General features: G+C 45.2%; 9 protein-coding genes. 2 read left to right on the forward strand and 7 right to left on the reverse strand.

Going from position 1 to position 13,088, the window contains the following annotated elements:
* Window positions 1-149: 149 nt before the first annotated feature.
* From KIH41_RS09730 to KIH41_RS09755, 6 genes are all read right to left on the reverse strand, one after another.
* Window positions 150-1,499, reverse strand: coding sequence for a hypothetical protein (locus KIH41_RS09730; protein ID WP_214162272.1), 1,350 nt, complete (start codon window positions 1,497-1,499; stop codon window positions 150-152).
* 21 nt (window positions 1,500-1,520) lie between these two features.
* Window positions 1,521-4,310 (reverse strand): TonB-dependent receptor, encoded by a 2,790-nt coding sequence (locus KIH41_RS09735; protein WP_214162273.1) that lies wholly within the window; start codon window positions 4,308-4,310, stop codon window positions 1,521-1,523.
* A 1,077-nt stretch (window positions 4,311-5,387) separates the two neighbouring features.
* Window positions 5,388-7,910 (reverse strand): ATP-dependent Clp protease ATP-binding subunit, encoded by a 2,523-nt coding sequence (locus KIH41_RS09740; RefSeq protein ID WP_214162274.1) that lies wholly within the window; start codon window positions 7,908-7,910, stop codon window positions 5,388-5,390.
* A gap of 66 nt (window positions 7,911-7,976) precedes the next feature.
* A complete protein-coding gene (locus KIH41_RS09745; protein WP_214162275.1) occupies window positions 7,977-8,627 on the reverse strand; it encodes a WbqC family protein in 651 nt (216 codons plus the stop codon).
* Between the two features lie 211 nt (window positions 8,628-8,838).
* Complete coding sequence (locus tag KIH41_RS09750) at window positions 8,839-9,234, reverse strand: type II toxin-antitoxin system HicB family antitoxin (RefSeq protein ID WP_214162276.1); 396 nt, start codon at window positions 9,232-9,234, stop codon at window positions 8,839-8,841.
* Window positions 9,235-9,449: 215 nt separating this feature from the next.
* Window positions 9,450-10,079, reverse strand: a complete 630-nt coding sequence (locus KIH41_RS09755; RefSeq protein WP_213944726.1) for an L-threonylcarbamoyladenylate synthase — start codon at window positions 10,077-10,079, stop codon at window positions 9,450-9,452.
* Window positions 10,080-10,237: 158 nt separating this feature from the next.
* On the opposite strand from KIH41_RS09755, the gene mltG reads away from it, so the two are divergent.
* A complete protein-coding gene (mltG, locus tag KIH41_RS09760; RefSeq protein ID WP_213944725.1) occupies window positions 10,238-11,281 on the forward strand; it encodes an endolytic transglycosylase MltG in 1,044 nt (347 codons plus the stop codon).
* A 3-nt stretch (window positions 11,282-11,284) separates the two neighbouring features.
* Window positions 11,285-11,689, forward strand: coding sequence for an acyl-CoA thioesterase (locus KIH41_RS09765; protein WP_213944724.1), 405 nt, complete (start codon window positions 11,285-11,287; stop codon window positions 11,687-11,689).
* Between the two features lie 167 nt (window positions 11,690-11,856).
* On the opposite strand, the gene KIH41_RS09770 is transcribed toward KIH41_RS09765, so the two are convergent.
* On the reverse strand, window positions 11,857-12,996 hold the full coding sequence (locus tag KIH41_RS09770; protein ID WP_213944723.1) for a DUF4221 family protein: 1,140 nt from the start codon (window positions 12,994-12,996) through the stop codon (window positions 11,857-11,859).
* Between the last annotated feature and the right edge of the window lie 92 nt (window positions 12,997-13,088).

The following is a 13,088-nucleotide window of genomic DNA, read 5'->3' on the forward strand; positions in this document are numbered from 1 at the left end:
TGTATATCCGCAAGCATCAGTTAACCTTTAAACTGCCAGAATCTTGGTCTGACTCTAGGATGCAGTTATCTTCGGCCTTCCGTCCTGCCAGCCAAAGAAAAATAGGATTTTGGCATCATTGGGAATAATCAAAATATGATTTCGAAATATTAATTTCCCTGCCCAAAGGCACCGAAGAATTCAGCCGGACGAGGAGTTTCGTAAGTTTTGCCATTCACTTCATAAGAAGCATATCTTGGCTCAAAACCTGTGTAAGCACCTGTCAATGCTGGAGAACCAGCCTGGAGTCTGAAGTCAGCGTTACCCAGTGGAGCAGTGGAGCTTCCTTCTCTGGCAGCCTCAATGTTGAAACCTTGTCCAAGTTGGTAATTTACGAACATTGGATCGTTTTCAGCTACACCACCAGCTACATCAGAGGCAGGGATGGCTTGTCCACCTTCTCTACCGATAGTACCATTTGAAGGATAAAACTCTTCTACAATGATTTCCTCATCACCGTAATAAAACTGGTGACCATAAGTGATATTGGCAAGATCTGGCTGATTATCCGGTGGAACCATTCTCAAACCGTATCTAGAATTCACTACCAAGTTGTTGAAAGACAAACCTCTTGCTCCGTTTTCGAAGTTCAAAGATCCCCCTCTACCAGACTGGGCTCTTCTCCAGCCAGAATTAACGATGGTATTGTTATAGTAATAGTTGTCAGCCTGAGGCTCTCTACCTTTAGAGTTTGCTACCTTCAATCCATTGGTTGCTACGCCGTACATCAAGTTGAAGCAGAAGTCACCTACTGTTCCAGACTTAGCATTCATGGCTTCTCCACCAGTCTCACCGTTCAATTCGAAGACACTGTGCGCGATCAAAGTCTTAGCACCGTTCAATCTGATTGCATCATCCTTGGAGTATGCAATTCTGGTGTGCCATAGGATAAGGTTTGATGTCAACCCGTCATCCTGCATATAAATAGCGTAACGAGGCTCTCCCTCATCAATTTCTCCTTCTTGTACAATCGGATTGTGGGCCTCGCCAGGAGCTCCTGAAAATTCAATATCTGTGTATTCAAACACCAAGTCCTGTACTGTTTCGGTCGTGGAAATACCACCCCAAAGACCTGCAAAATGATTGGCAGGCACCCTTTTATCTTCAGCCACGGTGATTCTGACGCGGTTGCTTTCGGTACCGTAAGAATAAAGGCTACCTCTTACCACGATTTCAGGACTGCTGCCTTGACGGCCATCGCCATCCATGATCACAGTTACCCCTTCCTCTAGGGTTAAGCTTTCGCCTTCAGGGATGACAATGTCCCCAGTTACAATGTAGGTTTCATTAGCAGCCCAAACACCGCTTACCTCACCGAACATGTTGTCCTGTGTAGGCTCTACACTTTGATCCTGATCATCTTCCACAGGATCGACTACCGGGTTTTGCTCATCACTACAGGCTATTGCGCCAGCAAGGAGAGCTCCCATCATCCAAAATTTCAAAATTGACTTTTTCATTAGGTATTAGTTATAAATTGGTTATTGATTCAATCTAAAGCGAAGTCCCAGTCTGTAGGATTGGCCGAAGCGATCACTCCTTACTACTGTTTCATTCACGTTGTTCTGATAGGGAAATACGGCGTCCTCCCGGGCCAATGGGCTTTTCACAAAAAGCTCATAAGGGGTGTCCAGGATATTGTTGACCCTCACAAATACAGTAAGTGACTTACCGATATTCTTGTCTACCGAAAGGTCCAGCTGGGTAATTGGCCTCGACCAGTGGTCATTATTAAGGAATGGGGATACAAACTCAATCCTTTCTCCCGTGTAGACTGCTGATATTTGAGCATCCAGACCCAAAACCTGGTCCTTATACATCAAACTCAAGTTACCGATATGGTCTGCTTGACCCTGGAGGGGTCTGGTCTGGTCTACGCTCACCTGAACGAGCTGGGAAGAAGGGTCATCCGGATTTTCCCTTCTTCGCTCGATCTTGCTGGTGGTTATTCTGGAATTGGTATAGGTGTAGTTGAACCTGATACCTATTTTATTATAATACTTGATAAAATCTGCCTCAAGACCCCAATTGACCGCGTTTCCAAAATTGGTAGGCTGAAGGGAAAGTGGTCCGGTGAAAATATTGGTTCTAGCCAAGGTGTACTCGATAGGGTCTCTTAAGTCCTTTACAAAGGCGCCTACCAAAACTTGCTCCGAAAGGGTTGGGAAAAACTCATACCTAACGTCGTAATTGTGGGCTCTTACCCGTTGCAGGTTTGGATTTCCGCGCTCATCAAAACCGTCTTCTTCAGCCATTCTATAAGGAACAATTTCATGAAAACCAGGTCTTGAAAGCGCTTTGTAATAAGACCCTCTCAAGTTCATTTTGCTATTAAGCCTGTGCTTGAAAGAAACTGAAGGCAATACATCTATATAAGTTTGACTGCTATCTGGATTTACCGTTTGAGAGGCTACAGCAAGAGTGTATCCTTGATCAGTATGCTCCACACGTACACCAGCGTTGATTTCTGTGTTAAAAACATCCCATTTGGTGTTGAGGTATCCAGCGGCGATCTTTTCATAAGAATCAAAGTTCAGTGGATCTGAGGTATTCCCTCTAGGGTTAAGCAAGGCCCAGCTTACATCTTCAAAGCTGTCCCAATGGACGCCTTCAACCTGAAATGCCGGACTAGTTGGGTCAAAAATGTATCGGTTGAAAAAGCTGTTTCTATCCTTATCCCTGTACATCCCACCAAACTGGATTCTGGTTTCTTCATTGACAAGCCCTGGCGCATAGCTGAAATTCAAGAAAGCAGTGAGGTCTCGGTCTGTGTTGTTAAGCCATTGCCTGAAATTCCTTCTCTCGATGTTTTGAGGCTGGAATGCAAAATCCCTCATCTCACCGTTTCTCTTGAAAATACCATCATCAGGGCTTTCACTTGTGGCAAGGCTGTATACCCCTGACCAATCCATGGTAAACCTGTATCTCTCTCCAAATGAATGCTCTCCACCCAATGTGGAAGTCTGGATATTTTGATATCTGGAAGTAAATCTGGTGATGTGGGTTAGGATACCGCTACCCGCTAAGTAATTGTAGTTTCTGCCATCAACATCCGTATCCAACATCTCCCTGACCCTGAAGTCATTCAAGAAATAATTGCCAGCATATACATACAGTTTGTGCTGGGGGTTAAAAACATAGTCCACCTTACTGTGAAACGCGGCTCTTTGCTGCTGAGTAGAGGAGACTCTCTCCTGGAGCCTAGTCAAAGTAGGCCTTCCTGATCCAAAATTGTCCACATCAGCTCTGTACCAGTTGCTGTCCGATCCTCTGTAGCTGTTTTGGAAACTTCCACCCAGCATTACGCCAAGCCTATCGCTAAAAAATCTGTCTCCATAAGTAAGGCTTCCCAAGATATCCGGCATAGGTGTCTTGTTTCTAAGCATCATATTGGAGGTGGTAAAGTCCCCCATGCTGGCAGCGTAATCAGCTCCGAACTGCTGATAAGGGGAGTTCATATTTAGGTCTGACCTATCATAATGGTAGAAGCCTCTATCCAAATTAATTTGGTTATAGCCCAACTGTATATCCCCTTCCAGCATAAATTCCTCCGGAGCATCCTTCATCACCATGTTTACAGCACCTCCAATGGCATCACCTTCCATCATGGGTGTTAGGGATTTGGATACCTCCAGCCTTTCCAAAAGCTGGGCGGGAAAGATATCCAGAGGGATAAACCGGTTTTGATTATCCGGGGAAGGTATTTTCACCCCATTTACCAAGGTATAGTTATACCGCTTGTCCATACCTCTCACGATGGCGTGCTGTGGATCACCGCTGGCATTCCTCTCTACCGAAAGGCCTGACACACGCTGAACAATATTTGCAACAGTAATGTCAGGTGAAAGCTCAATTGCTTTTTTGGAGATCACATTGATGGTGTTGGCAGCATTTCGCTCTAGCGTTCTGGCTTGCATCTCTGAGCCTTTTATTGCACTGCCACTCACTACCACCTCTGCTAAGTCATTATTATCCAAGGTCATCATGAAGTCTTTCTTCATGTTTTGACCATTGACTGAAAAAGTTTCTCTGATTTTTTGATAGCCCACAAAGGACACTTCCACATCATAAGTTCCTTCCGGCAGATTTCTCACCGAATAAGAACCATCTAAACCAACTATTGCATAATAACTGGTACCCACTAACTGAACCGTCGCCCCGATTAGCGGCTCCTGCGTTTCTTTATCCGTTACTAACCCGGAAATATTGGCGGCCTGCACAGCAATTGAGAGCGCCATTAAAATTGTACTGAGTATGAACCTTGCTTTCATACCCCAAAGGTGAACATAGCATGTTACTCTATATTTTCCCTATTATAAACTAAAAATTACCATTCCCCCTACCTGTATTATTCAAAAGTTAACATAAAGACCACCCATCCTGTATCCATCTAGGAATCAGAGAACTGGACGGTAACATGCCAACTTCTTCGTACTTCGTATTACGTATTTCTAACTGACGCTTGAGTACCAGGTACCAAGTACAACGTACCAAGTAGCCGCGGCGAAGGTGTACGAGCCTCTTTTTTGCTGCGCAAAAAAATGCGGTATCGCTTTACTTTCGGTCTTCAGGTAGCCACTAAGGCGTGAAGCCGCGAAGAGAAAAAACTTAGCGCCTTCGAGCCTTTGTGGCCCAAAATAGCCCACTAAAAAAACAAAGATTTCTCGGATTTCACAGAGCATAACCACTATGGCGTGATGGCGCGAAGAGAAAAAATTAGGGTCTTCGAGCCTTTGTGGCCCCAAAAAGCCCTCTAAAGACATATAGATTTCTCGGAGTTCACAGAGTATAACCCCTATGGCGTGAAGCCGCAAAGAGAAAAATCTTAGCGCCTTCGAGCCGTTGTGGCCCAAAAAAAACCACAAAAAAAAAAAAGATTTCTCGGATTTCACAGAGTATAACCACTATGGCGTGAAGGCGCGAAGAGAAAAAATTAGCGTCTTCGAGCCTTTGTGGCCCAAAAAAGCCCTCTAAAGAAATATAGATTTCTCGGATTTCACAGAGTATAACCACTATGGCGTGAAGCCGCAAAGAGAAAAAACTTAGCGCCTTCGAGCCGTTGTGGCCCAAAAAAGCCCTCAAAAAAACCTATTATTTCTCGGATTTCACAGAGTATAGCCACTGTGGCGTGAAGCCGCAAAGAGAAAAAACTTAGCGCCTTCGAGCCTTTGTGGCCCAAAAAAGCCCTCAAAAAAACCACTGATTTCTCGGATTTCACAGAGTATAGCCACTGTGGCGTGAAGCCGCAAAGAGAAAAAACTTAGCGTCTTCGAGTCTTTGTGGCAAAAAAAAATCCTCCCCAGCCTACGCCAGAGAGGATCCAAACAATCAATCAATCTATGAACTTATTAGTCAGCTTTTTCCTGCTTGGTAACCTTGATGCTGAGCTCATCGCCCTCACCTGGATAATCAGCTACGATCACATCACCCTCTGATAGCTCACCTTTGAGGATTTCCTCGGCGATGGCATCTTCCAGGTATTTCTGAATCGCACGGTTCAATGGTCTTGCACCATATTGCTGATCATATCCTTTATCGGACAAGAAATCCTTAGCATTGTCGGTCAGTTCAATCTTGTAACCCAGATCTGTGATACGCTTGAACAGTTTGGCCAAACTGATATCAATGATCTCATGGATATGCTCCTTGGTCAGCGAGTTGAACACCACCACATCATCCAACCTGTTCAAGAACTCCGGACTGAATGCTTTCTTCAACGCACTTTGGATGGTTGACTTCATCACGTCATCCTGGTTGTCCAATTTAGCCTTGGAGGCAAAACCGATTCCCGAACCAAAGTCCTTCAAATCTCTCACCCCAATATTGGAAGTCATGATGATAATGGTGTTTCTGAAATCCACCCTTCTGCCCAAACCATCTGTCAAGATACCGTCATCCAGTACCTGCAGCAACAAGTTGAATACATCAGGGTGAGCTTTTTCAATCTCATCCAAGAGTACTACAGAATAAGGCTTTCTTCTGACTTTCTCAGTCAACTGACCACCTTCTTCATATCCTACATAACCTGGAGGCGCTCCCACTAGTCTGGACACACTGAATTTCTCCATGTATTCCGACATATCAATTCTGATCAGGGAATCCTCCTTGTCAAAGAGGTAAGTTGCCAACATTTTGGCCAACTCCGTTTTACCAACACCTGTTGGACCTAAGAAGATAAAGCTACCAATTGGTTTCTTAGGATCTTTCAATCCCACTCGGGTTCTCTGGATAGCTTTGGTCAATTTCTTGATCGCATCATCCTGGCCCACTACCTTGCCTCTCAACTCCTGGCCCATGTTCAGCAACTTGGCACCTTCGTTTTGGGCAATTCGCTTAGCAGGGATTCCGGTCATCATCGCGATTACCTCGGCCACGTTTTCCTCTTCCACGGTATAGCGCTTCGTCTTGCTTTCCTCTTCCCACTTGGCTTTTGCTCTGTCTAGTTGCTCAAGAAGCTTCTTCTCACGGTCTCTCAACTGGGCAGCCTCTTCGTACTTCTGACTTTTAACCACCCTGTTTTTCTCTACCTTGATATCTTCCACTTCATTTTCCAACTTGATGATTTCATCAGGCACGTGGATATTGTTGATATGAACCCTTGCACCGGCCTCATCGAGGATATCGATGGCCTTATCCGGCAGGAATCTATCGGAAATGTATCTATCTGAAAGATTCACACATGCCTCTATCGCCTCAGGGGTATAGTTTACATTGTGGTGATCTTCATATTTGTCTTTGATGTTGTTAAGGATCTGAACCGTTTCCTCAGGGGAAGTGGCATCAACCATCACCATCTGGAACCTTCTGGCCAAAGCACCATCCTTTTCGATATACTGTCTGTATTCGTCCAGGGTAGTAGCTCCTATACATTGGATTTCACCCCTAGCCAAAGCTGGTTTGAACATGTTGCTCGCATCTAGCGAACCGCTTGCCCCACCGGCCCCAACAATCGTGTGAAGCTCATCAATGAACAGGATCACATTTGGGGATTTTTCAAGCTCGTTCATCACGGCTTTCATTCTTTCCTCAAACTGACCACGGTATTTGGTACCGGCTACCAGAGAGGCCAGGTCCAAAGTCACCACGCGCTTGTTGAAAAGCACACGGGATACTTTTTTCTGGATAATCCTCAAGGCTAGGCCTTCCGCGATGGCGGTTTTACCCACACCAGGTTCACCGATCAGGATAGGGTTGTTTTTCTTCCTTCTGGAAAGAATCTGCGCTACCCTTTCAATTTCTTTTTCCCTACCGATGATAGGGTCTAGCTTGTCCTCTTCGGCCATCTTGGTAAGGTCGCGCCCGAAGTTGTCCAAAACCGGGGTTCTGGATTTTTCAGCGCTGCCTTTGGATGATCCTGCGGAGCTGCTTGATCCAAACAACTTGCTGCCTTCCTCATCTGGGTCGTCAGCTTCGGCTCTGGATCGCGGGTTTTGGTCGGATTGGTATTCCAGCATTTCTTTTACGGCGTCATAGTTAGTATCAAATTTCTGCAATATCTGTGTGGCTATATTATCCTCATCCCTGAGGATAGAAAGCAGCAAATGCTCGGTACCAATCAATTGGCTTTTGAATATTTTTGCTTCCAAATAAGTGATTTTCAATACTTTTTCAGACTGCCTGGTAAGGGGGATGTTGGCCAGGTTCTTCACGTTGTGATTGGCCGTACCCTTCACCGCCCTCTCGATTGCGGTGCGAAGCTCGTCCAGTGGCACGCCGAGCTTCTTTAAGATGGAAACAGCAACACCTTCTCCTTCACGAATCATACCTAACAAGAGGTGTTCCGTACCTATGTAATCATGCCCTAACCGCAAAGCTTCCTCACGGCTCAGAGAGATCACCTCTTTGACTCTATTTGAAAATTTTGCTTCCATTAATATCCTTTCTTATAATGTTGTTTCTCTTGCTTCAATGTAATCTAATTTGACTTAAAAACACAATCATTCGGGGCTTTGTTCAATAGTTTTTTTCGACTGTGATATTATCCTTCCGGCTTGAGGGCCTTCGCAAAACAGCAAATCGATTACACTAAGGTTGGGAACAAAGTCTAAGCCAAAGAGCTGCATGTAAGGAACGGGGCGGTAAATACCCCTAACTTCGTAGGACTCTTTGGGCTGAATTACCCCTCGCAAATCCTGAAATCCCACATTTGGCTGATATTCAGTACTTACGACTATTCTGACAGGATGTTGTAAAAATTTAAGACAAAGTGTCAGCAATTCAAGATTTAAGTCAAAAAGCCGAGTTGGCCTGCGTTCAAATACGCTTTCGTAATACGGAAAAAAATATTCAAAAAACGCTGCTTTACCATAAGCACTTTTTATGCCACGAAGGTGAATGTTGACCCACTTTTGTTCATAATCTATTTCTATTTCCCTAAAAGGCCTGCCTTTTCCACCTTTTACAGGTACCGAAAGGTGCTCCACCTTGTTGGCCAGTCTGATGGAGGCCCGGTTTCTATAGGTCTGCTTCTGGTAATTGTCATGCCCCTCGATCATCAAGGTCTCCTTTCCCTCTATCGCCGCAAAATACTCTATCGGAGGCAGGTATAATAGGTCTGTGATTACTGTACTGCCTTTATCAATCTTCATTATTCATCATTCATCATTCGATATGTTATCACTCTTGGTACCAGGTACCACGTACCAAGTACCACGTAAACTGACCCCCACTCTAAACTCCTAAACCATCCCGCCGCGCTCCAGCGCCGGGAAATAACCTCCTAAACCATCACCACCACAAGAAAAACCTTCCAGGCCTATCAAATTTTCACGAGACCTAGAGGGTTTAAATGGGGTCTTGTCACAGTTCAATAGCCAATAACTCCTTGCCTAATTTGTGAAGCCCTTCTTCAATTTTTTTCCTTTGGGCAGTTCTCGGCTTTTTCAGACCACTTGCATAGTGCTGAATTAGCTTCTGATTTATTCCCGTCACCTTTTCTATAGCCGCATTGGTAAATATACCTTTATAATAATTCAAAAGGCTTTCAACATCGTATTGAAATTCCAATTCAAAATCCCCTTTCAAGGCATCAGGAATATCATTAGGCTTATTCTCCTTCACTACGTCAATTGCATCCAAAACTGCGGCTTTGGCTGCATTGGGAGTATCTCCCACCCCAGTCACCCCCCAAACATCCGGCGCATAGGCTGCATAATGATCCTCCGCTCTTTCAATGACAATTTTAATAGATCTCATTGTTTTTAACTCAAATGCTTTCCACCTTTCACCTCTTACTTCCTCCCCCTCGGCTACGCTCGGGGACCGGTTATGCAACCAGAAAATGACCAGCTTTGACTCCGCTCAGCTAATCAAAGAACTCCCGCTCCATTATGCAACTTATTTTAACTTTGTGCCCATTGTGATCAATTTACCACGCTTTTAAACCCTTCTCCGCGAAGAAGGAACCTGCTTTAAACCACTTCATCCACATTCCCCAATCCTTCCCTCACGATCAGGATTTCGTCGCTGGTGCAGTCCAAGATGGTAGAGGCCACATTGTTTCCGTAACCGCCATCTATTACCACGTCCACTAGATCTTTGTACTTCTCATAAATCAACTCGGGATCGGTGCTATACTCGATCACCTCATCCTCATCGCGGATGGAGGTGGTCACGATGGGCTGACCAAGCTCCTTAACAAGAGTCCTTGGAATGGAATGGTCCGGCACACGGATACCCACCGTTTTCTTTTTGCTGTTGAGCAGTTTGGGCACGTTGTTGTTGGCATTGAGGATAAAGGTGAATGGACCCGGTAGGGCTTTTTTCATCACCTTAAAAACCGGCGTGCTCACCGTACGAGTGTAGTCAGCAATATCGCTCAAGTCATAGCAAATGAAAGAAAAGTTCTGCTTCTGCGGCTTCACCCCTTTTATCTGGCAGACCTTTTCTATGGCCTTTTGGTTGAAAATATCACAGCCAATACCATAGACGGTATCCGTAGGGTAGATGATTACCCCGCCGTTTCGCAATACGTCGACGATGTGCTGTATTCTTCGGGGATCGGGGTTTTCCGGGTAGAGTTTGATAAATTCTGCAGGCATATGCTGATAGGTTAATGGCTGAAAAAGATTTATTAAAGATAAGTGATATAATTGAAAAAATGTTTAGCAGGGCCAAGAGCCAGTCCATTTTCCCTGCGCCTTTGTTCTTTTTTGACTACTTTTGAAAAAAATCATCCCTTCCTGCGTTAATATAGGATATGATCCCAGATAAAAAGACCAAACGATACCTGATTGCTGTCATTGCCGTCACCGTTTTGATGACCTCCATGACATTTTATTTCTACCAGGCTTTCTTCTCCCCCAATGCCCTGACCGACAAAGAGGAACCCGCCCTACTGAAAATTCCCAGAGGCGCCACTTTCAAAACCGTCTCCGACAGCCTGACCAAGAACGAAATCATCCACGATATTGTCACCTTCTCCTTTGTGGCAAAAGTGAGAGGATACCAGGATGATGTTAAACCCGGTCTCTACGAAATCAGACCCAAGATGAGTAACAAGGACCTGGTGGCCCTGCTTTCCTCCGGCCGGCAGACACCAGTGAGGCTTACTTTCAACAACATCAGAACCAAAGAAGACCTGGCCGAAAAGGTAACCCGAAACCTGGAAATGGATCAGGCGGAATTTAAAAGCCTCCTTACAGACAGCACCTATTACTCCAAATTCGATTTGAAAGAGGAAACGGTGATGAGCATTTTTATCCCAAACACCTACGAGGTTTATTGGAACGTGACCCCCGAAGGGCTTTTTGACAGGATGCACAAGGAGTATGAAAAATTCTGGAATGAGGAGAGGACAGCCAAACTCACCCAATTGAATCTGGACAGGAAGGAAGTGAGCACGTTGGCTTCCATTGTTCAGGCCGAAACCCAAATGTCGGATGAAAGGCCACGGGTGGCGGGTGTTTACCTCAACCGATTGAGGATGAACATGCCCCTTCAGGCCGACCCTACTTTGGTTTTTGCCCTGCAGGATTTCAGCATCAAGAGGGTCCTCAATGTGCACAAAGAAATCGACAGTCCGTACAACACCTATAAATACACCGGCCTGCCTCCAGGACCGATCAACCTGCCGGATATCAGCTCCATTGATGCCGTACTAGCAGCCGAGGACCATAAGTACATCTATTTTTGCGCCAAGGATGACTTCTCCGGATACCATGCCTTTGCCACCAACTACAACGAGCACCTGCAAAACGCCCGCCGTTACCAGCAGGCTTTAAACAGGGCCAAAATCTATTAATCCATGTTCACTACCGAAACCCAGGTAAGGGTAAGATATGCTGAGACAGACCAGATGGGGTATGTCTACTATGGAAATTATGCCGCCTACTATGAGGTGGGCAGGGTGGAAGCCATGCGTAACATCGGCTTTTCCTACAAAAAGCTGGAAGAACAGGGCATCATGATGCCTGCTTTGGAAAATTACAGCCGCTACTACAAACCGGGCAGATACGATGAACTGCTGACCATCAAAGTGGAGGTGAGGGAGATGCCCGGGGTGAGGATCCGCTTCGACTGCACCATCATCAACGAGGCCGGGGAGGTCATCAACGAGGGCTATACCCTGTTGACCTTCATCCGTACCGACAACCACCGCCCCTGCCGACCACCGAAAGACCTATTGGACTTGATGAGACCTTATTATTAAGGGTTTATGGTTTAAAGTTTAAGGCTTATGGGGATGATTTAGGGTTTAGCATTAAGAACTTGGCGTTCTCTGCGCCTTCGTTGCGCTCTTTGCGTGAAACTATCCAGCTTAATTTCTCGCAGCGTCGCAGCGAAATACGCCGCGCCCGCCGCGAGAAAACTTTTTTTCTACTCCACCGTGAATCTCACAAATCCCAATTCGTCATCCATGTTTTCAAACATCCAGATCTGTCCGTCTTTGACGAAATGGTGGGCGGGTATTTTGGTCAGCCCTTCCAGGAACGTCTCCCCCAGCAAGTTCAAATCCGTATCAAAAGCACTCAGCCAAACCTTACTAGATGACTTGTTATTGCCCTCGGCGTCCTGTTTGGATTCGGTCAGGTAGCTGAACCTCAAAAACCTCTCGTTTTTCTCATCCCACACCGGCTGGCTAAATGCGATTTCCTTTTTAAAGTCCGCCATAGCTTTGTTAAATTCCTCCTGCGAGTCTATGGTCTTCTTATATTTGCCGGTTTTCCTATGAGCAAAAAGCTGGTTATCCATTTCCTTTTTCTCCACCAGCCCGTCCTCTGGGTTGTAAATATGAATGCTGTTATCCACATTGTTGGTAATAAATACCTTATCCTTGGCCTGGTTAACAAAATAGTTGGGACCCATCATGACCATTGGCATGCCCTTTTCATTTACCCAGCTGAAAAAATAATCCTTTTGGTATTCCTGCTCGGGAAAAGTGACCTTTTTCAGGGATTTCTCCTCCAGATCTATCACCCCAAAATAAAATTCCTCCTCATGGAAATTCGAGAAAGTACCATATAGCTTATTGGGGTCGGAATTTGGGATCACTCCACTGAACATATTTTCATTTACCTTCAACTCGTCACCTGATAAATCCTGGGGCTTGAGTGATACTGATTTCTTTTTATTGCCCTGCTGGTCAAAGATGCCGCCACGGTCAAAGGAAAGAATGAAAAATTCATCAGAAGGGGCGCTAAAAATCCTATATACGTATTGGCCCACACCGTTGGGACCTTCTTTTTCATAGGGCGTGGCCCCTACTAACTTCAGCTCCTCCAGGTCAATCTTCTCCACTTGACTCCTGTCGGCGTCAAAATTATATAAATATCTACGATCGTCGGAAAGCACGGATTGATACAAGCCGGTTTTCAAATACAAAATCTCCTCTCCTGCATCCACCATTACAGTATCCTGGCTGACCGCCAAACCACCTTCAGGCCTATAACCTTCCTCAGACTTGCTGCAGGCCGCCACTATAAAAAACAAAAACATTAGCACTAAAACATTCTTCATAAGTATTGGGATTAAAGATTCAAAAAACTCTCACCACCAATTTATGAATAATAATTTTATGAACTAATATTTTTGGATTAAAATACAATTCA

This window comes from Litoribacter ruber (assembly GCF_018500185.1).
Taxonomy (GTDB): domain Bacteria; phylum Bacteroidota; class Bacteroidia; order Cytophagales; family Cyclobacteriaceae; genus Litoribacter; species Litoribacter ruber.

What these genes read in the sequence shown, in the direction of transcription:
- mltG (WP_213944725.1), top strand. Translation starts at nt 10,238, where the DNA reads ATGATCCCAGATAAAAAGACCAAACGATACCTGATTGCTGTCATTGCC.
- KIH41_RS09750 (WP_214162276.1), bottom strand. Translation starts at nt 9,234, where the DNA reads ATGAGATCTATTAAAATTGTCATTGAAAGAGCGGAGGATCATTATGCA.
- KIH41_RS09765 (WP_213944724.1), top strand. Translation starts at nt 11,285, where the DNA reads ATGTTCACTACCGAAACCCAGGTAAGGGTAAGATATGCTGAGACAGAC.
- KIH41_RS09770 (WP_213944723.1), bottom strand. Translation starts at nt 12,996, where the DNA reads ATGAAGAATGTTTTAGTGCTAATGTTTTTGTTTTTTATAGTGGCGGCC.
- KIH41_RS09755 (WP_213944726.1), bottom strand. Translation starts at nt 10,079, where the DNA reads ATGCCTGCAGAATTTATCAAACTCTACCCGGAAAACCCCGATCCCCGA.
- KIH41_RS09730 (WP_214162272.1), bottom strand. Translation starts at nt 1,499, where the DNA reads ATGAAAAAGTCAATTTTGAAATTTTGGATGATGGGAGCTCTCCTTGCT.
- KIH41_RS09740 (WP_214162274.1), bottom strand. Translation starts at nt 7,910, where the DNA reads ATGGAAGCAAAATTTTCAAATAGAGTCAAAGAGGTGATCTCTCTGAGC.
- KIH41_RS09735 (WP_214162273.1), bottom strand. Translation starts at nt 4,310, where the DNA reads ATGAAAGCAAGGTTCATACTCAGTACAATTTTAATGGCGCTCTCAATT.
- KIH41_RS09745 (WP_214162275.1), bottom strand. Translation starts at nt 8,627, where the DNA reads ATGAAGATTGATAAAGGCAGTACAGTAATCACAGACCTATTATACCTG.